General features: G+C 57.9%; 20 protein-coding genes and 1 other annotated feature. Of the genes, 8 read left to right on the plus strand and 12 right to left on the minus strand.

The features are described 5' to 3' along the window. The first annotated feature begins 55 nt into the window (after positions 1-55). Positions 56-535, plus strand: coding sequence for a Cys-tRNA(Pro)/Cys-tRNA(Cys) deacylase YbaK (gene ybaK, locus OHJ17_RS19200; RefSeq protein WP_002892205.1), 480 nt, complete (start codon positions 56-58; stop codon positions 533-535). Between the two features lie 105 nt (positions 536-640). Here ybaK and ushA read toward each other — a convergent pair whose 3' ends face one another. Beyond that, positions 641-2293 carry a bifunctional UDP-sugar hydrolase/5'-nucleotidase UshA gene (gene ushA, locus OHJ17_RS19205; protein ID WP_023287312.1) on the minus strand — a complete coding sequence of 551 codons (1653 nt, stop codon included), beginning with the start codon at positions 2291-2293 and terminating at the stop codon, positions 641-643. Positions 2294-2562: 269 nt separating this feature from the next. Between ushA and OHJ17_RS19210 the strand changes: the two genes are divergently transcribed. Together OHJ17_RS19210 and ybaL are read left to right on the plus strand one after the other, a co-directional pair. Further along, positions 2563-3783 (plus strand): MFS transporter, encoded by a 1221-nt coding sequence (locus tag OHJ17_RS19210; RefSeq protein ID WP_004147385.1) that lies wholly within the window; start codon positions 2563-2565, stop codon positions 3781-3783. 225 nt (positions 3784-4008) lie between these two features. Further along, positions 4009-5685 (plus strand): YbaL family putative K(+) efflux transporter, encoded by a 1677-nt coding sequence (ybaL, locus tag OHJ17_RS19215; protein ID WP_002892195.1) that lies wholly within the window; start codon positions 4009-4011, stop codon positions 5683-5685. 35 nt (positions 5686-5720) lie between these two features. Here ybaL and OHJ17_RS19220 read toward each other — a convergent pair whose 3' ends face one another. From OHJ17_RS19220 to OHJ17_RS19260, 9 genes are all read right to left on the minus strand, one after another. Then, on the minus strand, positions 5721-7025 hold the full coding sequence (locus OHJ17_RS19220) for an inosine/guanosine kinase (RefSeq protein WP_002892192.1): 1305 nt from the start codon (positions 7023-7025) through the stop codon (positions 5721-5723). A gap of 63 nt (positions 7026-7088) precedes the next feature. Continuing rightward, on the minus strand, positions 7089-8051 hold the full coding sequence (gene hemH, locus OHJ17_RS19225; protein ID WP_114505176.1) for a ferrochelatase: 963 nt from the start codon (positions 8049-8051) through the stop codon (positions 7089-7091). Between the two features lie 128 nt (positions 8052-8179). Then, positions 8180-8824 (minus strand): adenylate kinase, encoded by a 645-nt coding sequence (gene adk, locus OHJ17_RS19230; RefSeq protein ID WP_002892184.1) that lies wholly within the window; start codon positions 8822-8824, stop codon positions 8180-8182. A 222-nt stretch (positions 8825-9046) separates the two neighbouring features. Further along, the gene (htpG, locus tag OHJ17_RS19235) at positions 9047-10921 is read right to left on the minus strand and encodes a molecular chaperone HtpG (protein WP_004177228.1); all 1875 of its coding nucleotides are present in this window, start codon (positions 10919-10921) and stop codon (positions 9047-9049) included. Positions 10922-11032: 111 nt separating this feature from the next. After that, positions 11033-11638 carry a recombination mediator RecR gene (gene recR, locus OHJ17_RS19240; protein ID WP_002892177.1) on the minus strand — a complete coding sequence of 202 codons (606 nt, stop codon included), beginning with the start codon at positions 11636-11638 and terminating at the stop codon, positions 11033-11035. Further along, entirely contained in the window at positions 11638-11970 is a 333-nt protein-coding gene (locus OHJ17_RS19245; protein WP_002892173.1) for a YbaB/EbfC family nucleoid-associated protein, read from the minus strand. Before OHJ17_RS19245 ends, recR begins: the two co-directional genes overlap by 1 nt. 53 nt (positions 11971-12023) lie before the next feature. Next, entirely contained in the window at positions 12024-13931 is a 1908-nt protein-coding gene (gene dnaX, locus OHJ17_RS19250; RefSeq protein WP_004177229.1) for a DNA polymerase III subunit gamma/tau, read from the minus strand. Further along, positions 12627-12691, minus strand: a sequence feature (DnaX frameshifting element). Its footprint overlaps the gene before it by 65 nt. 92 nt (positions 13932-14023) lie before the next feature. After that, the gene (gene apt / locus OHJ17_RS19255; RefSeq protein ID WP_004177230.1) at positions 14024-14575 is read right to left on the minus strand and encodes an adenine phosphoribosyltransferase; all 552 of its coding nucleotides are present in this window, start codon (positions 14573-14575) and stop codon (positions 14024-14026) included. Positions 14576-14725: 150 nt separating this feature from the next. After that, positions 14726-15103, minus strand: coding sequence for a DUF454 family protein (locus OHJ17_RS19260; protein WP_002892144.1), 378 nt, complete (start codon positions 15101-15103; stop codon positions 14726-14728). Positions 15104-15172: 69 nt separating this feature from the next. Between OHJ17_RS19260 and priC the strand changes: the two genes are divergently transcribed. The 3 genes from priC (at position 15173) to OHJ17_RS19275 (ending at position 16853) form a co-directional block, all read left to right on the plus strand. Continuing rightward, positions 15173-15700 (plus strand): primosomal replication protein N'', encoded by a 528-nt coding sequence (gene priC / locus OHJ17_RS19265; RefSeq protein WP_002892142.1) that lies wholly within the window; start codon positions 15173-15175, stop codon positions 15698-15700. 12 nt (positions 15701-15712) lie between these two features. Beyond that, positions 15713-15886 carry a pleiotropic regulatory protein RsmS gene (gene rsmS / locus OHJ17_RS19270; RefSeq protein WP_002892136.1) on the plus strand — a complete coding sequence of 58 codons (174 nt, stop codon included), beginning with the start codon at positions 15713-15715 and terminating at the stop codon, positions 15884-15886. 67 nt (positions 15887-15953) lie between these two features. Next, positions 15954-16853, plus strand: coding sequence for an Rpn family recombination-promoting nuclease/putative transposase (locus OHJ17_RS19275; protein ID WP_004183208.1), 900 nt, complete (start codon positions 15954-15956; stop codon positions 16851-16853). A 35-nt stretch (positions 16854-16888) separates the two neighbouring features. On the opposite strand, the gene mscK is transcribed toward OHJ17_RS19275, so the two are convergent. Further along, positions 16889-20236: a mechanosensitive channel MscK gene (mscK, locus tag OHJ17_RS19280; RefSeq protein ID WP_004177234.1), complete on the minus strand. Its 3348-nt coding sequence runs from the start codon at positions 20234-20236 to the stop codon at positions 16889-16891. A 129-nt stretch (positions 20237-20365) separates the two neighbouring features. Then, a complete protein-coding gene (gene acrR / locus OHJ17_RS19285) occupies positions 20366-21016 on the minus strand; it encodes a multidrug efflux transporter transcriptional repressor AcrR (protein ID WP_002892080.1) in 651 nt (216 codons plus the stop codon). A gap of 142 nt (positions 21017-21158) precedes the next feature. Between acrR and acrA the strand changes: the two genes are divergently transcribed. Together acrA and acrB are read left to right on the plus strand one after the other, a co-directional pair. Continuing rightward, the gene (gene acrA / locus OHJ17_RS19290; RefSeq protein WP_004177236.1) at positions 21159-22352 is read left to right on the plus strand and encodes a multidrug efflux RND transporter periplasmic adaptor subunit AcrA; all 1194 of its coding nucleotides are present in this window, start codon (positions 21159-21161) and stop codon (positions 22350-22352) included. 22 nt (positions 22353-22374) lie between these two features. Then, positions 22375-25521, plus strand: a complete 3147-nt coding sequence (acrB, locus tag OHJ17_RS19295; RefSeq protein WP_002892069.1) for a multidrug efflux RND transporter permease subunit AcrB — start codon at positions 22375-22377, stop codon at positions 25519-25521. Positions 25522-25583: the final 62 nt, after the last annotated feature.

The raw sequence follows: 25583 nt of genomic DNA on the forward strand, positions 1-25583 counted from the left end.
CAACCTGCGGGCGTATTCTAACGTCACGCAAAACCGGTTGGTAAGAAGGATAGCTATGACTCCCGCCGTTAAATTACTCGAAAAAAACAAAATTTCCTTTCAGATCCACAGTTACGATCACGATCCCAATGAGACCAACTTCGGAGATGAAGTGGTGCGCAAGCTCGGCCTCAATGCCGACCAGGTTTACAAGACCTTGCTGGTCGCCGTGAACGGCGATATGAAGCATCTGGCGGTGGCCGTCACTCCGGTCGCCGGGCAGCTGGATTTGAAGAAAGTGGCGAAAGCGCTGGGCGCTAAGAAAGTCGACATGGCCGACCCGATGGTGGCGCAGCGTATCACCGGCTATCTGGTGGGCGGCATCAGTCCGCTGGGGCAGAAGAAGCGCCTGCCGACGGTGATTGACGCCCCGGCGCAGGAATTTGCCACCATCTATATTTCCGGCGGCAAACGCGGGCTGGATATTGAGCTGGCGGCCAGCGATCTGGCGCAGCTTCTCGATGCGAAGTTCGCCGATATCGCCCGCCGCGATTGATAAAACGATCCCGGATAGCGGCGCACGCGCCTTATCCGGGATACCCAACTTGTAGCCCCGGTAAGCGTAGCGCCACCGGGGAAATAGCCAACCTGAAGCCCAGGCTTACTGCCAGCTCACCTCGCCTTTCGGCTCATAGGCGGCGGCATCCAGCGGCGAGTTCTTCTCGATATACTCTTTCAGCACTTCGGCATCGATAAAGCCGGTATTCACATACCCGGGTTTATCGGCGATGTTCGGATAGCCATCGCCGCCGGTAGCGTTAAAGCTCAGCGTCGCCATCCGATAGGTCTGCGCCGGATCCACCGGTTCGCCTTTGATTTTCAGATCGTTCAGCTTACCGTCTTTGGCCACGAAACTGACGTTGGCAAACTGCGGATAAGCGCCGGAATCCGGCTTCATCTGCGCGACGGCGGTCAGGTAATCCACTACCTCCTTGCCGTTCATATCGACATAGGTCAGCACATTGCCGAACGGCTGGACCTTCATCACATCTTTGTAGGTGATATCCCCCGCCTCAATGGAGTCGCGGATCCCGCCGCCGCTCATCACCGCGAAATCCGCGTTGCTGCGCGCTATTTGCGCCGCCAGCAGCAGGTGGCCCATATTGGTCTGCACAAAGCGCACTTTACTGCGGTCGCCCTCCAGATGACCATTCACGCTGCCGATTTTGACCTGCAGCTGCGCCTTGCCTTTGTTCTGGAACGGCGTCAGCAGCGACATCATCTGCGGGTTCTCGGCGATCTGCGGCGTATACAGCACCCGCTCGCTTTGGCCGTTATCGTAAGTCACTTTTTTCTTCAGGTTGACCGGGATCAGCTGATAGTGCACCAGCTTCATCTCGCCGTTGCGGAACTCAAAATCGGCGCGGCCGACGTATTTGCCCCACTCATGCGCCTGGACGATCCAGATGCCGTTCTGACGATCCGGAGCGCACGGGGTGCCTGGCACATAATCGACCTGCTTTTTATTTTCCGCCGCCATGCATACCGGATCCTGCGAGTGACCGCCGACGATCATCGCCAGCGATCCCGCAGGTAAACTCCGCGCCATTTCAACATCGCCCGGCGCATTAGAGCCGTGGTTGCCATTGTCGTAATGGCCCATATGGGTGGTGGCCAGGATCACGTCCGGCTTTTCATTCTGCTGCAGCTCCTGGATAACCAGCTTCGCCTCTTCCGCCGGTTTGCGGAATTCAATATCGGTGAAATATTCCGGATTGCCAATCTTGGCCGTATCGTCGGTGGTTAAGCCAATCACCGCGATTTTCAGCCCACCGCGCTTAAACAACGCCCAGGGTTTGAACAGCCGTTCGCCGGTGCTTTTCTGATAAATATTGGCCGACAGGAACGGGAACTTAGCCCACTTTTCCTGCTGGCGCAGTACGCTCAGCGGATTATCGAATTCATGGTTTCCCACCGCCATCGCGTCGTAGCCGATGAGGTTCATGCCGCGAAAATCGGGCTCTGCATCCTGTAAATCAGACTCCGGTACGCCGGTATTAATATCGCCGCCGGATAACAGCAGGACGCTTCCCCCTTCCGCCGCCACCTCTTTCCGGATGCCATCGACCAGCGTTTTCTGCGCCGCCAGGCCATATTCGCCGTAGTCATTGCGCCAGAAATGGCCGTGGTGATCGTTGGTGTGCAGGATGGTAATTTTATAGGTTTTATCCTGCTCATAGGCCTGTGCCGACAGGCTGCCCAGCGATAAGGCGGCGAATAACGCCAGCGCTACGCTGTGTTTGAAATAATGCATGCTTCACTCCCTGACTTAATCCCAAGTGCCGAAAGTATAGCGAGTTAGTCGCGTTGACAAATATGTTTTCAGAATTGCGACTTCCTTCAAACCTTATCAGCAGGTATGTTAGTTGGATAATAATTCTACCTGCATCCTCTATACGCCTTCGCGTTGTATGGCATTGCGTCAGCCCGTTCGTCATATTTCCCATGCAGTAGCCGGGAAAATCAGGGCAGTCGCCATGGCGGACAAAAGACGAAAGCTATATAAAAAAGTGACGTGAACCTATGGCAATCAATCAGACCGCTCAACCCTTGTCCGGCCCCGCTGCGCCGCCGCAAAAAGCACGCACCTCGTTTGGCATCTTAGGCGCGATCAGCCTGTCCCATTTGCTTAACGATATGATCCAGTCGCTTATTCTCGCTATCTACCCGCTGCTGCAGGCGGAGTTCTCCCTTACCTTCGTGCAGATCGGCATGATCACCCTGACCTTCCAGCTCACCTCATCGCTATTCCAGCCGGTGATTGGCTATATCACCGATAAACGCTCGATGCCGTGGTCGCTGCCGGTGGGCATGTGCTTCACCCTCTGCGGTTTGATTCTCCTCGCGCTGGCCGGTAGCTTCGGCATGGTGCTGCTGGCCGCCGCGCTGGTGGGTACCGGATCCTCGGTTTTCCATCCGGAATCGTCCCGCGTAGCGCGAATGGCCTCCGGCGGCCGTCACGGCCTGGCCCAGTCGCTGTTCCAGGTGGGCGGCAACTTCGGCAGCTCGCTTGGCCCATTGCTGGCGGCGGTGATCATCGCCCCGTACGGCAAAGGCAACGTCGCCTGGTTTGTGCTGGCCGCTCTGCTGGCTATTGTCGTGCTGTCGCAAATCAGCCGCTGGTATGCCGCGCAGCATCGAATGAATAAGGGCAAACCGAAACCGGCCATCGTTAATCCGCTGCCGCGCAAGAAGGTCATTCTGGCGGTAGGCATTCTGCTGATGCTGATTTTCTCGAAATATTTCTATATGGCGAGCATTAGCAGCTATTACACCTTTTATCTGATGCATAAATTCGGCTTAACGGTGCAAAACGCCCAGCTTCATCTGTTTGCCTTCCTGTTCGCAGTGGCTGCCGGGACGGTAATTGGCGGGCCTGTTGGCGATAAAATTGGGCGTAAATATGTGATTTGGGGTTCTATCCTCGGCGTAGCGCCTTTCACCCTTGTTTTACCCTACGCCAGCCTTGAATGGACGGGGATTTTAACGGTGATCATTGGTTTTATCCTCGCCTCGGCCTTTTCCGCTATTCTGGTCTATGCGCAGGAACTGCTGCCGGGACGCATCGGCATGGTTTCTGGCCTGTTTTTCGGCTTCGCCTTTGGCATGGGCGGCCTTGGCGCCGCGGTGTTAGGCCTGCTGGCGGACCATACCAGCATCGATCTGGTTTATAAAATCTGCGCCTTCCTGCCGCTGCTGGGATTCCTGACGATATTCCTTCCTGATAACCGGCAAAAAGCCTGATTATTCGGCGGCCAAAGTGCAACCTTGGCCGCCGTTAACCCTTGTGTCATCAGCCTGTTCCACGATTTCCCCCCGCCATTTTCCCTTCTGTGCCTTTTCATCGGCTAATTGCATTTTTTTGCACAACTCAAGAATTATTCATAAACAAAGTGAACGTTTTTGTCATAAACTATTACCCGGACAGGGTAGCAAAATGGACCGATACACCACTGGAAAGGAGACGGAATGCACCACGCAACACCGCTTATCACCACCATTGTCGGCGGCCTCGTGCTCGCTTTTATTCTCGGCATGATTGCCAATAAGCTACGTATTTCTCCTCTGGTGGGATATCTCTTAGCGGGCGTGCTGGCCGGACCTTTCACCCCTGGCTTTGTTGCTGACACCAAACTGGCTCCGGAACTGGCGGAACTTGGCGTCATTCTGCTGATGTTCGGCGTCGGGCTGCATTTCTCACTTAAAGACCTGATGGCGGTAAAATCGATCGCCATCCCCGGGGCTATCGCCCAGATAGCCGTGGCGACGCTGCTGGGTATGGCGCTCTCCGCCGCCCTCGGCTGGTCGCTGATGACCGGCATCGTCTTTGGCCTGTGCCTCTCCACCGCCAGTACCGTAGTGCTGCTGCGCGCGCTGGAGGAACGACAACTGATTGACAGCCAGCGCGGGCAAATTGCCATCGGCTGGCTGATTGTGGAAGACCTGGTGATGGTCCTGACGCTGGTCCTGCTGCCGGCGATTGCCGGTATGGCGGAGAAAGGCAACGTCGGCTTCGCGTCCCTGGCCCTCGACCTCGGGATCACCATTGGCAAAGTGGTGGCCTTTATCGCCATTATGATGCTGGTCGGCCGCCGGCTGGTGCCGTGGATCATGTCGCGCAGCGCCGCCACCGGCTCACGCGAGCTGTTCACTCTGTCGGTGCTGGCCCTGGCGCTGGGCATCGCCTTCGGCGCCGTGGAGCTGTTTGATGTCTCTTTTGCCCTCGGCGCCTTCTTTGCCGGCATGGTGCTTAACGAATCCGAGCTCAGCCACCGCGCCGCCCATGACACCCTGCCGCTGCGCGACGCCTTCGCGGTGCTGTTCTTCGTCTCCGTCGGCATGCTGTTTGACCCGATGGTGCTGGTCCAACAGCCGCTGGCGGTGCTGGCGACGCTGGCGATTATTATCTTTGGTAAATCCGCAGCCGCCTTTTTCCTTGTGCGGATGTTTGGTCACTCGCCGCGCACCGCGCTGACCATCGCCGCCAGCCTGGCGCAGATTGGCGAGTTTGCCTTTATTCTCGCCGGCCTGGGAATGGCGCTTAACCTGCTGCCGCAGGCCGGACAAAATCTGGTGCTGGCCGGGGCGATCATCTCAATTATGCTCAACCCGGTGCTGTTTACCCTGCTGGAAAAATATCTCGATAAAACCGAAACCCTCGACGAGCAGACGCTGGAAGAGGTCCTGGAAGACGAGAAGCAGGTGCCGGTCGATATCTGCAACCACGCGCTGTTGGTCGGCTTCGGCCGCGTCGGCAGCCTGCTGGGCGAGAAGCTGATGGCCCAGGGGATCCCGCTGGTGGTGGTTGAAACCTCGCGCACCCGCGTGGATGAGCTACGCGAGCGCGGGATCAGCGCGGTGCTCGGCAATGCCGCCAATGAAGAGATCATGGAGCTGGCGCATCTCGATTGCGCCCGCTGGCTGCTGCTGACAATCCCTAACGGCTACGAGGCCGGAGAGATTGTCGCTTCCGCACGGGAAAAATGTCCGAATATCGAGATTATCGCCCGCGCCCATTATGATGACGAAGTGGACTACATTATTGATCGCGGAGCCAATCAGGTGGTGATGGGCGAACGGGAAATTGCCCGCGCCATGCTACGGCTTCTGGAAACGCCACCGGCCGGCGAAGTGGTCACCGGCTGATGTACTGCCCTCTCCCCGCCGGGAGAGGGACGCGCTTACCGATCCCAGTACGCCTCTTCCAGGCTGTCCTCACGCTCCGGCAGGCCGCGGGTTAAACGCGGCGAGTGCTGGTTCAGCACCTGATAGCTCACGCGGTTGGCATATTTACACACCTGCGCCAGCGAGGAGTAGGTCAGCCATTTGCATTTGTGCTTGCTGGAGTTGGGGACGTTATTGCGGTGGTAGTTATTGGCGGTGATGTCATGCAGCAGCGCCGCCAGCGCGCCGTCGCCTGCGCCGTTGGTGTTCATGATCTTCTCGGGGCCGCCCATATAGGGAGCGATATGGGAATATATGCGCAGCGGATTAACGCAATCCTGGTGACGCATCGCGCGGCTGAATTCAAACTGGTTAAACTCCGGGATCGCCCCCGGCAGCAGCGGATGCTGGGTTTTCCGCTTCGCCTCTTCTTCGGTGAAGCCCGCCATATACAGGCCCGCCGGGCCGGCGGTGCACAGCACCAGGTCGACCCAGTCCAGCGCCTTATTCGCCGCTGAAAGCGGATCGGCAAAGCCGGTCAGCGCTTCCCCTTCCTCTTCGTTCATTGCCAGAATAGAGACATGCTCCTGCAGGAACTCCTGCCACCACGCCGGGTTATCGGCAATCACGTATTTGGTTCCGAGGGTTAACACCACCGGCACATCGTGCTTTTTGGCATACTCAATAGCCTTCATCGTGGCGTCCGGCATCGGCTCGCCCGGCTTGCAGCGGACCAGGTAAGAGGTCAGCACCAGCGCCGAGGCGCCGGCGATCACCGCTTCCGGAATGCTTTCCGGACGCAGCTTGTTCATGTGGCCCGGGCTGATGGCGAAGGTGCGCTCGCCGCTGTCACCGATCAGGGTAAAGCAGCGGCCAATGGCGCCGTCGACGCCCTGCAGATAGTTCAGATCGGTGCGGCTGGAGGTATTGCACAGGTAACGATAGGCGTAGCCGCCGATTTCGATATTGCTGCACATCACGCCAAGCAGCACCGAGCGATCGTCCGCCAGCACCGAGTAGTTGTGCATGGTATTGCCGATGGTGCCGCCGGCAAACTGATGGGTAATGAGATTGTTGCGCACCAGCTCCTGGTACAGCGCCTCGGCGACGTCATCTTCAATCACCAGCGAATGGCCCGCGCTCAGGCCGTAGCGCACGATAAACGCCTCATCCACTTTCGCTTCGATATCCACCAGCGTCTGGTCGATACCGACCACCCAGGAGACGCTGGATTCATTCTCCGGCTGAATTTGCTGCAGCAGCGGATCGCGGGCGTTAACGGGAAAATAGTGTTTAGATTTGCGTTTACCGGGAAATTTCATAGTGGCGCTTAAATAACAGGGAACAAGCGGGAAATAGTAGCATATTCCCCGCCCTGCGCGCGATCAGCGATAAGGCGCCGTCAGATTGACCATCATCTCAATATGCGCTGCGTCCGCATTAAGCGCCGGAATATATTCATATTGCTTGCCGCCTGCTTCGAGGAATATTTCCCGGTTCTGGACGGCGATTTCTTCCAGCGTTTCGAGACAGTCGGCGGCAAACCCCGGGCACAGCACCTGAATATGCTTCGTCCCTTTCTCGCCGAGCATCTTTAGCGTTTCATCGGTGTACGGCGTCAGCCAGGGTTCCCGGCCAAAGCGCGACTGGAAGGTCATCATCACCCGCTCCGGCGGCAGCCCCAGCGCGGAAACCAGTTCCCGCGTCGTATCGCGACAGCGCTGAGGATAATCATCGCCCTGGTTGGCATAGCGCTGCGGGATCCCATGATAGGAGAGCAGCAGCAGATCCGGTTCCCCATGCACCGCGAAGGAAGCGCGCACGCTGGCCGCCAGCGCATGGATATAGTCCGGATGTTCGGCATAGTCGCGAATAAACGAGATACCCGGAATGGCGCGCTTTTTCGCCAGAATCCGCGCCAGTTCGTCCCAGACGGCGGCCACCGTCGAGCAGGAATATTGCGGATACAGCGGCAGCACCACGATGTGCTCCACCCCCTGCGCCAGTAAGTCATCCACCGCGCTGGCCAGCGACGGTGAACCATAGCTCATGCCCAGCGCCACCGGGGTATCCGGCAGCCTGGCAGCCAGCGCCTGCTGCTGGCGACGACTATACACCATCAGCGGCGATCCCTCTTCCATCCACACGGACTGATAGAGCTTCGCCACGCGCGGGGAGCGAATCGGCAGTATGACGCCGCGCAGCAGCGGCCACCATAGCAGACGAGACGTATCCACCACCCGTTTGTCGCTGAGAAATTGTCGCAGATAGCGCTTCACCGCCCCGGGGGTGAGCGCATCGGGAGTGCCTAAATTGGCCAGCAAGATACCTGTTTTCGTCTGATGCATTACCGCCTCTTAACCATTTGAATCGCAGCCAATTGTAGCTGAAATGGCGCTAAACGGAACCAATCATAGCAAAAGGTAGAAGTGAGAGGAGTTCTCATCCTGCCGCAGCAGGATGAGAAAAGGCTTTATCAGCCGAGGATTTTTTCCAGTTCGGCGCGCACGTCAGCTACCGCTTTGGTGCCGTCGACTTTGGCGTATTTGGTGTTGCCCGCCTGCGCTTCTTTGGTGTAGTAGCCGATCAGCGGCGCTGTCATCTGATGGTATTCTACCAGACGCTTACGCACGGTCTCTTCCTGATCGTCTTTACGGGTGGTCAGCTCTTCGCCGGTCACGTCGTCTTTGCCTTCCACCTTCGGCGGATTGAATTTGATGTGGTATACGCGACCGGATGCCGCGTGGACGCGACGGCCAACGATGCGGTCGACGATCAGTTCGTCCGGCACGTCGAATTCCAGCACGTAATCAACGGTAATGCCCGCCTCTTTCATGGCGTCAGCCTGCGGAATGGTCCGCGGGAAGCCGTCCAGCAGGAAGCCGTTACGGCAATCTTCCTGGGCGATACGCTCTTTCACCAGCGCGATGACCAGCTCATCGGTCACCAGCTTGCCTGCGTCCATAATGTCTTTCGCTTGCTTACCGAGCTCAGAGCCGGATTTTACCGCCGCGCGCAGCATATCGCCGGTGGAGATTTGCGGAATACCGTATTTCTCCATGATGAACTGAGCCTGAGTTCCTTTACCCGCGCCCGGAGCGCCAAGCAGAATAATACGCATTACGAAAATCCCCTCAAAAGTCGATTCAATTTTTCAAAAACGCTAAACCATACCACCAGAACGGCGATGGCTCAAGGAAGGCGGTGCGGCTGAAACGGTTAATGGTGAGATATTTTATGCAATCCAATGTGAAATGCCCCGCCTGAGCAAATTGCTCAGACGGGGCATTTATTCCGTTTCCGGCGTCGCGTCGCTCGGCCGGGCTACTCGTTCAGCTTCGTGTCAGGAAGCCAGCAGCTGGTTCATACGGCGGATAAACTGGTTCGGATCTTCCAGCGTGCCGCGCTCGGCCAGCAGCGCCTGATCCAGCAGCAGTTCCACCCATTCGCCGAACTGCGCGTCGTCCTGGGTATCGGCCGCGCGTTTCACCAGCTGATGCGCCGGGTTCAGTTCGAAGATGTATTTCACTTCCGGCGCCGCCTGGCCCGCTGCCGCGAACAGCTTCGCCATCTGAGTGCTCATCTCGTCGGCGTCGGTGGTGACAATCGCCGGGGTGTCGGTCAGACGATGGGTCAGACGCACCTCTTTCACCCGGTCGCCAAGCAGGTTTTTCACCCGCTCAACGAACGGCTCCAGCGCTTTTTCGGCTTCTTTGGTGGACTCGTCTACTTCATCCGCCAGCTTGTCCAGCGACTCGTCGGCTTTAGCGACAGACTGGAACGCTTTGCCGTCGAACTCGGTCAGGTAGCTCATCATCCACTCGTCGATGCGATCGGAGAGCAGCAGCACTTCGATCCCTTTCTTACGCAGCAGCTCGAGGTGCGGGCTGCTCTTCGCCGCCGCATAGCTGTCGGCTGTGATGTAGTAGATCTTCTCCTGACCTTCTTTCATGCGTGAGACATACTCTTCCAGCGATACGGTCTGCGCGGAGGAGTCGGTATGGGTGGTCGCGAAACGCAGCAGTTTGGCGATCGCTTCCTGGTTGCTCGGATCTTCCGCCGGGCCCTCTTTCAGCACCAGGCCGAACTGTTTCCAGAAGGTTTGGTATTTTTCAGCGTCGTCTTTCGCCAGCTTATCCAGCATCTGCAGCGCGCGTTTGGTCAGCGCGGTGCGCAGGTTGCGGGTCACGCTGCTGTCCTGCAGGATTTCACGGGAGACGTTCAGCGGCAGATCGTTGGAATCGATCAGGCCGCGCACGAAGCGCAGGTAGTTCGGCATAAACTGCTCGGCGTCGTCCATGATGAACACACGCTGGACGTACAGCTTCAGGCCGTGTTTATGATCGCGGTTCCACATATCCCACGGCGCCTGCGACGGGATATACAGCAGGCTGGTGTACTCCTGCTTACCTTCCACGCGGTTATGGCTCCAGGTCAGCGGGTCGCTGTAGTCGTGAGCGATATGCTTATAAAACTCTTTGTATTCGTCGTCGTTAACTTCGGATTTGCTGCGGGTCCACAGGGCCTGCGCCTTGTTGATTTTTTCCCACGAAATCACGGTTTCGCCGTCTTTCTCTTCCCGTTTTTCAATCTCAACCGGCAGCGCGATATGGTCGGAATACTTGCTGATGATAGAGCGCACGCGCCAGTCGTTGAGGAAATCATCTTCGCCTTCGCGCAGATGCAGGGTGATTTCGGTGCCGCGATCGGCTTTGGTGATGTCGGCAACGGTATATTCGCCTTCGCCGGCGGATTCCCAGAACACGCCGTTTTCCGGCTTGTCGCCCGCCGCACGGGTACGCACGGTCACTTTGTCCGCCACGATGAAGGCCGAATAGAAGCCGACGCCGAACTGACCGATCAGCTGGCTATCCTTCGCCTGGTCAGAACCCATCGATTCGAGGAACGCTTTGGTGCCGGATTTGGCGATGGTGCCGAGATGGTCGATAACCTCTTCCCGGTTCATACCGATACCGTTATCGGCGATGGTCAGGGTGCGGTTGTCTTTATCAAACGAAACCCGCACGCGCAGCTCGCCGTCTCCCTCATACAAATCCGGCTGCGACAGCGCGCGGAAACGCAGCTTATCGGCCGCATCAGAGGCGTTGGAAATCAGCTCACGCAGAAAGATTTCTTTGTTGGAATAGAGGGAATGGATCATCAGGTGCAGAAGCTGTTTTACTTCTGACTGAAAACCACGAGTTTCTTGTCCTTTCATCTGATTCAACCTCAACAATGCCATTTTAAATGGGTAAAAAACCGTTGAGTGGGAGATGGGGACAGCGGGGAAATTTTTCAAGCGGAGGCGGCGAAGGCCGCCTCCATTTGTTCAGAAAGTAATCTTGTGGCGACCGGCCAGGGAGTGGGACAGCGTGGTGCCGTCGACCATCTCCAGCTCGCCACCCACCGGCACGCCGTGGGCGATTCGGCTGGCGTCGACGCCATACTGCGCGCACAGCTCCGCGATGTAGTTGGCCGTCGCCTCGCCCTCAACGGTCGGGTTGGTGGCGAGGATCACCTCGGTGATCGACTCCGCCTCCAGCCGTTGCTCCAGGCGATCGAGCCCGATGTCATCAGGCCCGATGCCGTCGAGCGGCGACAGGTGCCCCATCAGCACGAAGTAGCGGCCGGAATACTGCCCGGTCTGCTCAATGGCATAGATGTCCGCCGGACTCTCTACCACGCAGATCTGGCCGTTTTCCTGGCGACGCGGGTTGCTGCAGATATTGCACACCTCCTGCTCGGTGAAGGTGCGGCAATCGGCGCAGTGGCCGATCTCCGACATCGCACGCGTCAGCGCCTGCGCCAGGCGCATCCCGCCGCTGCGATCGCGCTGCAGCAGGGTAAACGCCATGCGCTGCGCTGACTTCGGGCCGACGCCCGGCAGACAGCGCAGCGCTTCCATAAGCTGAGTTAACAGCGGGCTGGTTTGCATCAGAACGGCATCTTGAAGCCTGGCGGCAGTTGCATACCGGCAGAAACGGAAGCCATCTTCTCTTTCTGGGTCTCTTCGATACGGCGCGCGGCGTCGTTGAACGCGGCAGCCACCAGATCTTCGAGCATCTCTTTGTCGTCTTCCAGCAGGCTTGGGTCGATCTCCACACGGCGGCAGTTGTGCGCGCCGTTAATGGTCACTTTCACCAGACCCGCGCCGGATTCGCCGGTTACTTCCAGCTGAGCGATCTCTTCCTGCATCTTCTGCATTTTTTCTTGCATCTGCTGGGCCTGCTTCATCAGGTTACCCAGGCCGCCTTTTCCACCAAACATAGGCTTCTCTCTCAGTCATCGTTAAAGGTACTGAATGCCAGTCAGACTGGCATTCAAATGGGGCGAATACTCTCTTCATCCAGATCGGCGTCGAAGAAACGACGCAGGGTCTGAATGTTATTATCCGCGATAATGGCTTCGCGCGCCTGCGCGAGCTTCTCTTCATAAATAGCCTGCCGCCACTCCAGCGGCGTACGCATCGCGGGATTATCGTCTTCCACGATGGTCAATTCAACCGGCGTACCGTACAACACCCCCAGCGCTTCAGCCAGCTTTTGCTGCGCGCTGGCGGAATTGAGGTGGCGCTGGCTGGGACGCAGATGCAGACAGACGCGGCTGCCCTCCTGCTCTTTCCACGCGTTGAGCGCCACCTGCTCGACCAGCTTCGGTACCGCCAGCTGGCTCACTTCCGCCGCCCAGCTGTCGCGCTCGACCGCTTCTTCGGCGAGCTTGGCCGCCAGCTCCGGCGTCTTCTCATGCTCCAGCGCCTTTTTCAGCGCTTTGGGCGTGGCGACTTCGACTTTGGTCTCTTCCACCACCGTCGTCGCCTTCCAGCGATAGGCCTCTTTCTTCGCCGGGGCCTGCTCCAGCGCGGCCGCGGCCGGACGAGCCTGGACGCGCTCGGTAATCGAACTCAGTCGCTCCAGCGCAGCGTTATTCACCGGCCGCGCGCGGGAAGCGGCTGCCGGTTCACTCTTTTTTGGGGTGGTTGCTCCCTGGCTGCGCTGCAGGTGGCTGCGGGCCGCCAGCACCTGGCTGGTGGTCGGCGGCAAACTCTGCGGCGACTGTGGCGGCGGCGCGGCGGGGGCAACCGGCTGACGCGGCGCGGGCGCGGCGGCCTGTGCCGGCTGCACCTCCGGCTCCGGCAGCGGCTTACGCGGATGAAACGCCAGGGCACGCAGCAGCGTCATTTCGACGCCCATCCGCCGGTCCGGGGCGTAAGGCAGCTCTTTGCGGCCAATCAGCAGCGTTTGGTAGTAGAGCTGAACGTCGCCGGGCGGTACGGTTCGCGCCAGTTCGCGCATCCGCACTTCGACCGCGGCCATGTCGGCGCCCAGCGCCGAAGGCGACAGCTGAACCATGGCGATGCGGTGCAGCAGGCTCTGCATCTCGACCAGCAGCGCCTCCCACTCGACGCCGCGTGCGGCGGCGTCATTGACGCCCGCCATGACCCGCTCGCCGTCGGCAGCAACCAGCGCTTCAATCAGCGACAGCGCCTGATCGTCATCAAGGGTGCCGAGCATGGTGCTCACCGATGCGGCCGTCAGCTGCCCTTCCCCACTGGCAATCGCCTGATCGGTCAGGCTTAAGGCATCGCGCAGGCTGCCATCGGCCGCCCGCGACAACAGCTGCAGCGCGCGGGGCTCAAAGGCAATCTGCTCTTCGCCAAGAATATGCTCCAGCTGATGGCGGATCTGTTCAACGTCCAGCGCCTTCAGGTGGAACTGCAGGCAGCGGGATAAGATCGTTACCGGCAGCTTCTGCGGATCCGTTGTCGCCAGCAGGAATTTGACGTGCGCCGGCGGCTCCTCCAGCGTTTTTAACAACGCGTTGAAGCTGTGACGCGACAGCATATGGACTTCGTCGATGAGATAGACCTTAAAGCGGCCGCGGGCCGGCGCGTACTGGACGTTGTCCAGCAGATCGCGGGTATCTTCGACTTTGGTTCGCGAGGCGGCGTCAATCTCAATCAGATCGACAAAGCGCCCCTGTTCAATTTCCCGGCAGTTATCGCACACGCCGCAGGGGGTGGCGGTGATGCCGGTTTCACAGTTTAACCCTTTCGCCAGCAGACGGGCGATGGAGGTCTTCCCGACCCCGCGGGTACCGGAAAAAAGATAAGCGTGATGAATGCGCCCTAACGACAAGCCGTTCGCCAGTGCGGTCAGCACATGTTCCTGGCCGACGACGTCAGCAAAGGTTTGTGGGCGCCATTTACGGGCTAAGACCTGATAACTCATGGGCTGGCTCTGAAACGCTGGAAGGTGAAATCACGAAGGGGTCATGCTATCACAGCCCCGCCCGATCGGCGAGGCTATGTGGAGGGATTTGCTTAGTGGCCCGGGAACGGCACCAGACAGTAGCAGTGGATCCCCAGCTTCTCCAGGCGCTGTTCGCCGCCCAGATCGAAGAGATTGATAATGAAAGCGGCATCGTGCACTTCGCCACCGAGGCGGCGGATCAGTTTGACCGTGGCGTCGATAGTGCCGCCGGTCGCCAGCAGATCGTCAACCACCAGCACTTTATCGCCCGGTTTAATGGCGTCAACGTGGATCTCCAGCTGATCGGTGCCATACTCCAGCTCATAGGTCTCGGCGATGGTTTCACGCGGCAACTTACGCGGCTTGCGTACCGGAACAAAGCCCACGCCCAGCGCCAGCGCGACCGGGGCGCCGAACAGGAAGCCACGCGCCTCAGTCCCTACCACTTTGGTAATACCCGCGTCTTTGTAGCGCTCGGTCAGCAGTTCAATGCTAAGCGCGTAGGCCTTCGGGTCTTCCAGTAAGCTGGTGACATCGCGGAAAAGAATGCCAGGTTTTGGATAATCCTCGATACTCTGGATGCTGTTCTTCAGATATTCAAGCTGCTGTGCAGTTGCGGTCATAAGTGTATGCCTGATTGAAACGGTATTACCCACGGGCGTGCAAAAGGGGCCAAAGAAACATTTGTTTAACCTTTGACCAGGCTTGCCCGCGCTCGAAAACGCCAGAATTTACTGGCTGTCGGCAACAATTGCAACAGGCATTATTGCGCATCAGTGCTTTTGTTGCTTTGCGTCAACCACCGGAATGCGCCACATAAAGATCAGCAGACAGGCCAGAATGACCAACAGCATGATGCGCACCCACGTAAGCTTAACCAGCCATAGCGAAATAGCAAAAGTCACCACGATCATCGCAATGGCGCGCGGTTTAGCGCCGCGAGGCATGGCGCGGTACTGTTGCCAGTGGCGAAGATAGCCGCCAAACCAGGAGCGATACAGCAGCCACTGGTGAAAGCGCGGCGATGAGCGGGCAAAGCACCAGGCGGCGAGCAGAATAAACGGCGTCGTCGGCAGCAACGGTAAGAAGACGCCCAGCGTACCCAGCGCTACCGCCAGCCAGCCGATAATGGTTAAAATAACAGGTGGCATAATGCGAATCGTTATCAAACAGATGAGGCTACTGTAGCACAGTTGGCTGACGGAAAATGGAGGGGGTTGGTGAAAACTGCTCAACTTTTACAAACGCTGAACGACCAGCTGAGTGAGCTGGCCGCGCTGGTGGCGCCGCTGGCGGAGCACGCGACCCTCAGCCCGCGCTTTGACCGCCAGCTCTTCCACACCCGCAGCACGCTGATGCAGGCCTATCTGGCGGAAGCCCAACACAACTTTAACCAGCTCCGCCAGGCCGTCGAGCGCCAGCAGCTGCCGCAAGTGGTCTGGATTGCCGAGCGTCTGGCGGCACAAATCGCCGCGCTGCGCCGTGAAACCGCCACCTGGTCCTTGCGCAGTTGGGACCACGCGTCGCCAACGTTGAGCCGCTGGCAGCGCCGTCGCCTGCAGCATCAGGAGTATGAGCGCCGCCTGCTGGCGATGCGCGACCAACGCCAGCGTCAGCTGGCGCAGGCGACCAGCCTTGACGAGCAGCAGCGGCTGGGGAAAGAAGTTGAAGCCTACAGCGGCCGGTTGGCGCGCTGCCGACAGGCGCTGGACAAGATTGAAAACGTACTGGCGCGGCTGACGCGCTAACAGGAGAGCCCGATGTCGCTGGAAAATGCATCCGATGAGGTCAAACTGGCCGTCGATTTAATCATGTTGCTGGAATCGCATCAGATCCCGGCGCAAACCGTGCTGAGCGCGCTGGAAATTGTCCGGCGGGATTATGCAAACAAGTTAAAAAACGCGGAAAGCGGGTCGCAAAACCCAGAGAAGTAGGATGTTGTCTCCGGCAGTGTGCTGGCAGTCTGGTCCTCTGCGCATGACGCCACTGGAGACAATATTGATGGAAAAAGTCAGTCAAACCCCACACGACGCGGTGTTTCGCCAGATGCTCATGCATCAGGCGGTCGCGAAGGATTTTTTGCAGTTGTACCTCCCCGCGCCGTTTCTGGCGATCTGCGAACTGGATTCGCTGCAGCTGGTCTCCGGTAGCTTTGTTGAAGAGGACCTGCGCGCCAGCTATTCCGATATCCTTTACTCACTGCGCACGCGTCATGGACCGGGCTATGTGTACGCGCTGATTGAGCACCAGAGTACCCCGGACAAGCTGATGGCGTTTCGCCTGCTGCGCTATGCGCTGGCCGCCATGCAGCGTCATCTGGACGCCGGCCACGACACGCTGCCGCTGGTGGTGCCGATTCTGTTTTATCACGGCAAAGTGAGCCCCTGGCCCTGGGCCCGCAACTGGCAACAGCTATTCGCCGATCCGGCGCTGGCGAAGGCGCTCTATAGCAATGATTTTCCGCTGGTGGACCTCACCGTAATGCCAGATAATCAGATCGCCCGTCATCGGCGGATGGCCATGCTGGAGCTGCTGCAAAAGCATATCCGCCATCGCGATCTGGCCGAGCTGCAGGTGCCGCTGATTGCGCTGATGACGCAAGGCTATCTGACAGAAGCGCAGCTGAATACGCTGCTGCGCTATATGTTGCAGGCGGGAACTACGGAACATCCGGGGGCGCTGATCCGCACGCTGGCGGCGCAGTCGCCCAGGCATAAGGAGCTGATGATGACCATTGCCGAATGGCTGGAAGAGAAAGGCCGTAAACAGGGACAGCAAGAGGGTGAGCAGGAAGCTACCCGCAGCATCGCCGCCAGAATGCTGGCGCGCGGCCTCGAACGTCAAACCGTGCAGGAGCTCACCGGGCTGAGCGATGAAGAACTCGCCGCGCTGGCGCCCTGATACAGCAGGGGCGGCTTTGCGCCGCCCCTCTTCGATCAGGACGCGGTGGTGGGCGCCAGATCGTCGCCTTTCCCGTCCCGTTTCACTTCGGTGACTTCATCGCCTTTTTCATTGCGCAGATGAACTTCCAGCTGGTTAAAGGCAATGTTGATGTCATTCTCCCGGCACAGGCGGTCGATGGCGCGGTTGAGCTCATCCACCGTGTAGCTGCGATCGCGCAGTTCTCGAACATACAGACGCAGTTCATGATCCAGGGTACTGGCCCCGAAGGTGGTGAAGAAAACCGCTGGCGCCGGCTCCTGCATCACTTTCGGATGATCGTGCGCGGCCTTCAGCAGCACCTCTTTCACCTTATCCAGATCTGAGCCATAGGCGACGCCGAGGCGGATCACCACCCGGGTCACGGTGTCGGAGAGCGACCAGTTGATCAAGCGCTCGGTAACGAACGCCTTGTTCGGGATAATCACCTCTTTGCGATCGAAATCGGTGATGGTGGTGGCGCGAATACGGATTTTGCTTACCGTCCCCGAGAAGGTTCCGATAGTGACCGTATCCCCAATGCGCACCGGACGTTCGAACAGAATGATTAGGCCGGAGACAAAGTTACCGAAGATCTCCTGCAGACCAAAACCTAAACCAACCGACAGCGCGGCCGCCAGCCATTGCAGTTTATCCCAGGAGACTCCCAGCGCCCCGAATACCGTCATCGCCCCGATAGCGATAATCGCATAGTTGAGAATGGTGGTGATGGCGTAGGAGGTCCCCTGACGCATGTTGAGCCGCGACAGCACCAGCACCTCCAGCAACCCCGGCAGGTTGCGGATCAGCGCCCAGGCGACCATTGACGCCACAATGGCGAACAACAAACTGCCCATCGTCACGCTGCGCACCACGCTGGCCCCCGCCTCGGTGCCGTTGTAGTGCCAGAGGGTAATGCTGTCGAGGTAGGCGAAAACGGTGATCAAATCAGACCAAATCGCCCAGAACATCACTGCGAACAGCGCGACCATCACCAACATGGTGATGCGCAGCGTCTGCTGGTTGACCTGCTCGAGAGCGATAGTTGGCTCTTCCTGCGGCTCGGCGCCTTCCGCCCCTTCCTTCACCAGATGTTGACGGCGCGCCAGCGCGCGGCGCCAGGCGATACGCCGCGCCGCCACGCTCAGGCCACGCAGCACGGTCTGGTACAGCAGGTTCCAGATCATCACCAGATACACGGTCTCGATCCAGCGTCCCGCCAGACGCAGCGTCGTGTAGAAGTAGCCGGTTGCCGTCAGCACCATCAGGGCCACCGGAACGATAGACAACACCGTGATCGTCAGCAGGCGCAGGCTGTGCGACTCTTTATCGCGCCAGCTTTCCCGGCACATCGGCCAAACCAGCACCGCGATCAGCAGTAAGTTGAAGAAAATCACCAACTGCCCCAGCACGTCGTCCATCAGGTTCAGCGGCGACAGTTCGGAAATCACCGACCAGAAATTCAGCGGCAGCAGCGCCAGGCTGACGCGAACAATCTGCCGCCGCCAGTGGCTGGTCAACTGCGCCGGCATATTAAAGTGGTTGACCGCGACGCCGTTCTTTTCCAGCACTTTCCAGCACAGGCCAAACACCAGCCAGAACATAGCCAGCTTTTTACTGTACGCCCACAGCAGTCCGCTAATATTTAACTGCATGGTGAGTAAGATCAGACCAATAGCCAGAATCAACAGCACCACCGGTAAGGCGCGGATCAGATCGATCAGGATCGCCTTCGGCGTATGCAGTTGGGTATCGTTGCGCAGCTGTCCCACCTGGGAAGCAAGCTTTGCCTGATAATCCTTGAGCCACTGCAGACGCCAGCGGATGAGGCCGGCAATCAACAGCAGCGGTAAACCGGCCAGGAAAGCGACAAACACCGCAGGCCACGCTTTTTCCCAGTTCACGGTGATTTTCATCGCCTTAAACTGACCTTTCAGCGCCTCCGGGAAGGCCTTAATCCACTCCCAGTCCATCGGTTTATTGCTGTTCACCCAGAAAATTTGCTGGGTCAGAATTTCCTTCAGACTGCTCGAGACGCTCATCAGCTGCTGCTGGTTGATCTGCAGGTTGATGGCCATCATCAGCTGGTTGCCCAACTGTTTGTTGAACTGATCAAGCAGTTCGCGACGCATGTCGATCACTTCCAGTAGCGCGGCGTGGACTTCATCGTTCACTTCGCTGCTGTGCCCCTCCTCCAGTTTGGCGACAAAGGCATCGCTCTGGAACAGCGCGTCGCGCTGCTGGTTCACCTCAAACTGTTCAAGCCGCAGGTCGGCGATGCGGTTGGTCATATCCTGCAGCTCATCCGCCGACGGTAATGTCTGTTGCTGTTGGTAAAGAATACGCGACAGCAGCAGGCTCCCCCGCAGAACTGAAATTTGCTCTTTAATATCCCGTTCAGACTGCAGCGCGCGGTCGAGCCAGTTTTTGACCTGGATATTGCGCTGCACCAGCTGGTTACCGTTCTCTGTTGCCTGGATCAGCTTCTCGCTGAGCTGATGGTTAATATCCAGCTCCTGCTTGACCAGCGGGTTGGCCTGAATACGCGCCGTTTCGTCGGGGGTAACCGCCTCCTGGGCGGTTTTCTCGGTCAGGGTCAGCCGTTTGCTGTTCACGGCCTCCTGCAGCAGCTGTAGCTGATGCTCCAGCCGGTTGCTCCAGGCGGTGACGTAGTCACGCTGCTTCTGCAGGGTATCCTGGAGGATAGTGTTGCCTTCGAGGCTCTTGCGCTGTTGCTCGATCTGCGCATTGAGCAATGCCTGTTGAGCCTGCAACAGCACCTGCTGGGTCGGGCGTAGGGTCTCGTCGCCCACCGAGGTGCCATTCAGACGATTGCGGATCTGCTGCAGCTGCTGGGAGGCGTTGAACATCGCATTTTGCACGCGTTCCGGCTGCGTTTGCAGGGAAACCAGTTGGCTGTTATAGGTCGCCAGATCATTTTGCGCATTCTGCAGATCGTCCAGCGTCTGGGTGACGCGCGACTCCAGCTGACGCAGGGAGAGCGTACTTAGCGTTTTGCGCGTCGCGTCGTCGTTCGGGACATCGCTCAGGTTATTGAGGCTCTCCACCGCCTGGCGCAGCTTCGCCGGCGCCTGCTCGACCTGCTGTCGCAGCTGTGCCGTCTCGCTTTTGATACGCTCGATTTTATCCAGCGTTTCCAGCGTCTGAGTCAGATCCTGCTGGACCAGTTTGTCCTGCGGAGTCAGTTCTTTTTGCTTGTTTAACGTATTGAGCTGGCTCTGCACCTCTGCCCGATCGGGGAGATCCGCGGCGCGGCCCTGGACTGGGCTGAAAAGGCCAATAAAACAGAGCAGCGTGATAATAAAGATGAACGTGGCGCGTTGCCTGGAGATCGTGTGCAGCATAGTTAATATGAATGAATGCAAATGCCGGAGAATACCGGGGGTCGTCGCAAGCGCGCAGAATAGCACTTCTCAGCGCTGGCGAATAGCGGCGGACGGCGCTAAAAATTCACGCCCATCCGCGCGCTACCTTTAAGCTGACAAGCTCTCCGGGCCGCGTAGCGTCGGGCAGAATTGATACATCTCCAGCAGAATAGCGACGTAGTCCCGCGCTTCCGCATGCAGGTCGAACGAATCGGGGGCAAACAGCCAGTTTTCCATCAGCCCGGAAAGGTAGCTGCGCATTAACACGGCCGCCCGCCGGGTGAGTAAATTGGCGGGCAGCAGCTTCGCCGCGATGCACTCTTTCAAGGTCTGCTCGATACGCTCATAACTCGCCAGGGAGAGCTGCCGCTGGGCCTGCTGCACCACGGTCATTTCACCGACGAACTCACACTTATGATAGATAATCTCCATCATTAATCGTCGACGTTCTTCTGTCACTGTCGCTTCAAGAACATAGACTAGAATCTCCCTGATAACTGAGAGTGGATCGTTGGGGAATTTTGCCCGATACTCAATTTCGAGATCGCTAATACTGGCGTCTGACAGCTCCCAAATTTCGTTGAATAAATCTGATTTATTCTTGAAATGCCAGTAGATAGCCCCCCTCGTTACACCCGCAGCTTTTGCAATTGTTGCCAACGAGGTAGATGATACGCCTTGCTGCGAAAACAGACGCAGAGCAACATCCAGAATCAGTTGCCGGGTTTCACGTGCCTGTTGTTTGGTTTTTCGTGCCATAGGTTAATGACTTTACAGAGGTTACGTTTACATACATTTGTGAATGTATGTACCATAGCATGACCATAATAGAAAGACTGTAGTGGGTTTGTGGTTGTTTGAGCCACTGAACATTTTGAAATTGGACACTCGAGGTTTACATATGAACAAAAACAGAGGGTTAACGCCTCTGGCGGTCGTTCTGATGCTCTCAGGCAGCTTAGCGCTAACAGGATGTGACGATAAACCGGCTCAACAGGGAGCCCAGCACATGCCAGAAGTCGGTATTGTGACGCTCAAATCCGCACCTCTACAAATAACCACCGAACTGCCAGGCCGCACCAGCGCCTATCGCATTGCGGAAGTCCGTCCTCAGGTCAGTGGCATTATTTTAAAACGTAACTTCGTGGAAGGTAGCGATATCCAGGCCGGCGTCTCCCTGTATCAGATCGATCCAGCCACCTATCAGGCCAGCTATGACAGCGCCAAAGGCGACCTGGCAAAAGCCCAGGCGGCGGCAAACATGGATCAACTGACGGTCAAGCGTTATCAGAAACTGTTGGGCACCAAATATATTAGTCAACAAGACTACGATACCGCCGTTGCGACGGCGCAGCAGAGCAATGCGGCCGTGGTCGCGGCGAAAGCTGCCGTTGAAACCGCGCGCATCAATCTGGCCTACACCAAAGTCACCTCGCCGATCAGCGGCCGGATCGGTAAATCCGCCGTGACCGAAGGGGCGCTGGTACAGAATGGTCAAACGACCGCCCTGGCAACCGTACAGCAGCTGGATCCGATCTATGTTGACGTCACCCAGTCGAGCAATGATTTCCTGCGCCTGAAGCAGGAGCTAGCCGACGGCCGCCTGAAACAGGAAAACGGCAAAGCGAAAGTGGAGCTGGTGACTAATGACGGTCTTAAGTATCCGCAGTCCGGCACGCTGGAATTCTCGGATGTCACCGTCGATCAGACCACCGGCTCAATCACGCTACGCGCTATTTTCCCGAACCCGGATCACACCCTGCTACCGGGGATGTTCGTCCGTGCCCGTCTGGAAGAAGGGATTAACCCTGACGCCCTGCTGGTACCGCAACAGGGTGTTACCCGTACGCCGCGCGGCGACGCCAGCGTCATGGTAGTGGGGGAAGGCGATAAAGTCGAAGTCCGCCAGGTCACTGCTTCTCAGGCGATCGGCGATAAATGGCTGGTCACTGACGGTCTGAAATCCGGCGATCGCGTTATCGTCACCGGCCTGCAAAAAATCAAACCAGGTGTGCAGGTAAAAGCGCAGGAAGTAGCTTCTGATGATAAACAGCAAGCCGCAGGCAACGCGCCATCAGAACAAACCAAGTCTTAACTTAAACAGGAGCCGTTAAGACATGCCTAATTTCTTTATCGATCGCCCCATATTTGCATGGGTGATCGCCATTATCATCATGCTGGCTGGGGGATTATCGATCCTCAAATTGCCGGTGGCGCAATATCCGACGATTGCGCCGCCAGCAATTTCCATTACCGCCATGTACCCCGGTGCTGACGCCGAAACGGTGCAGAACACCGTAACTCAGGTTATCGAACAGAATATGAACGGTATCGATCACCTGATGTACATGTCCTCAAATGGCGACTCCACCGGTACGGCAACCATTACGCTGACCTTCGAATCCGGTACCGATCCGGATATCGCCCAGGTTCAGGTTCAGAACAAGCTGGCGCTGGCGACGCCTCTGCTGCCGCAAGAAGTACAGCAGCAAGGGATTAGCGTTGAGAAAGCGTCCAGCAGCTTCCTGATGGTTGTCGGCGTCATTAACACCAACGGCACCATGAACCAGGACGATATTTCGGACTACGTGGCGGCCAACATGAAGGATCCGATTAGCCGTACCAGCGGCGTCGGCGACGTTCAGCTATTCGGTTCCCAGTATGCGATGCGTATCTGGATGGATCCAAACAAACTGAACAACTTCCAGCTTACGCCGGTGGATGTGATCAGCGCCCTGAAAGCGCAGAACGCCCAGGTGGCCGCGGGCCAGTTAGGCGGTACGCCGCCGGTGAAAGGCCAGCAGCTTAACGCCTCGATCATCGCGCAGACGCGTCTGACCAATACGGAAGAGTTTGGCAACATCCTGCTGAAGGTGAACCAGGACGGTTCCCAGGTTCGTCTGCGTGATGTCGCCAAAATTGAGCTGGGCGGCGAAAGCTATGACGTGGTGGCGAAGTTTAACGGCCAGCCGGCATCCGGTCTGGGTATTAAACTGGCTACCGGCGCGAACGCGCTGGATACCGCCAACGCTATTCGCGCTGAACTGGCGAAGATGGAGCCGTTTTTCCCGTCGGGGATGAAGATCGTTTACCCGTATGACACCACCCCGTTCGTGAAAATTTCTATTCACGAAGTGGTTAAAACGCTGGTGGAAGCGATCATCCTGGTGTTCCTGGTCATGTATCTGTTCCTGCAGAACTTCCGCGCCACCCTGATCCCCACCATCGCGGTACCGGTGGTCCTGTTAGGCACCTTCGCGGTGCTGGCGGCGTTTGGCTTCTCGATAAACACCCTGACGATGTTCGGGATGGTGCTCGCCATCGGCCTGTTGGTGGATGACGCCATCGTGGTGGTAGAGAACGTCGAGCGCGTGATGGCGGAAGAGGGTCTGCCGCCGAAAGAAGCGACGCGTAAATCGATGGGACAGATTCAGGGCGCGCTGGTAGGTATCGCGATGGTGCTGTCGGCGGTATTTATCCCGATGGCGTTCTTCGGCGGCTCAACCGGGGCCATCTATCGCCAGTTCTCCATCACTATCGTTTCCGCGATGGCGCTGTCGGTACTGGTGGCGTTAATCCTGACGCCGGCGCTGTGCGCCACGATGCTGAAACCCATTCAGAAAGGCAGCCATGGCGCGACCACCGGCTTCTTCGGCTGGTTTAACCGCATGTTTGATAAGAGCACGCACCATTACACCGACAGCGTAGGCAACATTCTGCGCAGCACCGGTCGTTATCTGGTGCTGTATCTGATCATCGTGGTGGGTATGGCATGGCTGTTCGTCCGTCTGCCGAGCTCGTTCCTGCCGGACGAGGACCAGGGTGTATTCCTGAGTATGGCGCAGCTGCCTGCCGGCGCCACCCAGGAGCGTACGCAGAAAGTGCTGGATGAGATGACGAATTACTATCTCACCAAAGAGAAGGACAACGTGGAATCCGTGTTTGCGGTTAACGGCTTCGGTTTCGCCGGCCGCGGCCAGAACACCGGTATCGCGTTCGTTTCGCTGAAAGACTGGAGCCAGCGTCCGGGTGAGGAAAACAAAGTTGAAGCGATCACCGCGAGAGCAATGGGCTACTTCTCGCAGATTAAAGATGCGATGGTCTTCGCCTTTAACCTGCCGGCTATCGTTGAACTGGGTACCGCGACCGGCTTTGACTTCGAGCTGATTGACCAGGGCGGTCTCGGCCACGAAAAACTGACCCAGGCGCGTAACCAACTGTTTGGCATGGTGGCGCAGCATCCTGACGTGCTGACCGGCGTGCGCCCTAACGGTCTGGAAGATACACCGCAGTTTAAAATCGATATCGATCAGGAGAAAGCTCAGGCGCTGGGCGTCTCCATCAGCGACATTAACACCACGCTGGGCGCAGCCTGGGGCGGAAGCTATGTCAACGACTTTATCGACCGCGGCCGCGTGAAGAAAGTGTACATCATGTCCGAAGCGAAATACCGTATGCTGCCGGAAGATATCGGCAAGTGGTATGTTCGCGGCAGCGATGGTCAGATGGTGCCGTTCTCTGCTTTCTCGACCTCGCGTTGGGAATACGGTTCGCCGCGTCTGGAACGCTACAACGGTCTGCCGTCACTGGAAATCCTCGGTCAGGCCGCGCCAGGCAAGAGTACCGGTGAGGCGATGGCGCTGATGGAAGAGCTGGCGGGTAAACTGCCTTCCGGTATCGGCTACGACTGGACCGGGATGTCTTATCAGGAGCGACTGTCCGGCAACCAGGCCCCTGCCCTGTATGCCATCTCGCTGATTGTCGTCTTCCTGTGTCTGGCGGCGCTGTATGAGAGCTGGTCGATTCCGTTCTCGGTTATGCTGGTCGTCCCCTTGGGTGTGGTCGGTGCGCTGTTAGCCGCCACCTTCCGCGGGCTAACCAACGACGTTTACTTCCAGGTGGGTCTGCTGACCACCATCGGCCTGTCGGCGAAGAACGCAATATTGATCGTTGAATTCGCCAAAGACCTGATGGAGAAAGAGGGCAAAGGGCTGATTGAGGCGACGCTTGAAGCAGTACGTATGCGTCTACGTCCAATCCTGATGACATCTCTGGCGTTCATCCTCGGGGTAATGCCGCTAGTTATCAGCTCCGGCGCCGGCTCCGGTGCGCAGAACGCCGTCGGTACAGGCGTAATGGGCGGGATGGTGACCGCGACGATCCTGGCGATCTTCTTCGTGCCGGTGTTCTTTGTGGTGGTTCGTCGCCGCTTTAGCAAAAAATCGGAAGATATAGAGCACAGCCATCAGGTTGAGCATCATTAATCTTCACTCCTGAACAAAGGGCCGCTACCGCGGCCCTTTTTTATCACTGGCTGGCAAGGCAC

The organism is Klebsiella sp. KP20-425-1, from assembly GCF_025813515.1.
GTDB classification, from domain to species: domain Bacteria; phylum Pseudomonadota; class Gammaproteobacteria; order Enterobacterales; family Enterobacteriaceae; genus Klebsiella; species Klebsiella pneumoniae.

What these genes read in the sequence shown, in the direction of transcription:
- acrB (WP_002892069.1), top strand. Translation starts at nt 22,375, where the DNA reads ATGCCTAATTTCTTTATCGATCGCCCCATATTTGCATGGGTGATCGCC.
- apt (WP_004177230.1), bottom strand. Translation starts at nt 14,575, where the DNA reads ATGACCGCAACTGCACAGCAGCTTGAATATCTGAAGAACAGCATCCAG.
- dnaX (WP_004177229.1), bottom strand. Translation starts at nt 13,931, where the DNA reads ATGAGTTATCAGGTCTTAGCCCGTAAATGGCGCCCACAAACCTTTGCT.
- ushA (WP_023287312.1), bottom strand. Translation starts at nt 2,293, where the DNA reads ATGCATTATTTCAAACACAGCGTAGCGCTGGCGTTATTCGCCGCCTTA.
- htpG (WP_004177228.1), bottom strand. Translation starts at nt 10,921, where the DNA reads ATGAAAGGACAAGAAACTCGTGGTTTTCAGTCAGAAGTAAAACAGCTT.
- acrA (WP_004177236.1), top strand. Translation starts at nt 21,159, where the DNA reads ATGAACAAAAACAGAGGGTTAACGCCTCTGGCGGTCGTTCTGATGCTC.
- acrR (WP_002892080.1), bottom strand. Translation starts at nt 21,016, where the DNA reads ATGGCACGAAAAACCAAACAACAGGCACGTGAAACCCGGCAACTGATT.
- OHJ17_RS19220 (WP_002892192.1), bottom strand. Translation starts at nt 7,025, where the DNA reads ATGAAATTTCCCGGTAAACGCAAATCTAAACACTATTTTCCCGTTAAC.
- OHJ17_RS19245 (WP_002892173.1), bottom strand. Translation starts at nt 11,970, where the DNA reads ATGTTTGGTGGAAAAGGCGGCCTGGGTAACCTGATGAAGCAGGCCCAG.
- recR (WP_002892177.1), bottom strand. Translation starts at nt 11,638, where the DNA reads ATGCAAACCAGCCCGCTGTTAACTCAGCTTATGGAAGCGCTGCGCTGT.
- hemH (WP_114505176.1), bottom strand. Translation starts at nt 8,051, where the DNA reads ATGCATCAGACGAAAACAGGTATCTTGCTGGCCAATTTAGGCACTCCC.
- OHJ17_RS19275 (WP_004183208.1), top strand. Translation starts at nt 15,954, where the DNA reads ATGGAAAAAGTCAGTCAAACCCCACACGACGCGGTGTTTCGCCAGATG.
- ybaK (WP_002892205.1), top strand. Translation starts at nt 56, where the DNA reads ATGACTCCCGCCGTTAAATTACTCGAAAAAAACAAAATTTCCTTTCAG.
- OHJ17_RS19260 (WP_002892144.1), bottom strand. Translation starts at nt 15,103, where the DNA reads ATGCCACCTGTTATTTTAACCATTATCGGCTGGCTGGCGGTAGCGCTG.
- ybaL (WP_002892195.1), top strand. Translation starts at nt 4,009, where the DNA reads ATGCACCACGCAACACCGCTTATCACCACCATTGTCGGCGGCCTCGTG.
- OHJ17_RS19210 (WP_004147385.1), top strand. Translation starts at nt 2,563, where the DNA reads ATGGCAATCAATCAGACCGCTCAACCCTTGTCCGGCCCCGCTGCGCCG.
- adk (WP_002892184.1), bottom strand. Translation starts at nt 8,824, where the DNA reads ATGCGTATTATTCTGCTTGGCGCTCCGGGCGCGGGTAAAGGAACTCAG.
- mscK (WP_004177234.1), bottom strand. Translation starts at nt 20,236, where the DNA reads ATGCTGCACACGATCTCCAGGCAACGCGCCACGTTCATCTTTATTATC.
- rsmS (WP_002892136.1), top strand. Translation starts at nt 15,713, where the DNA reads ATGTCGCTGGAAAATGCATCCGATGAGGTCAAACTGGCCGTCGATTTA.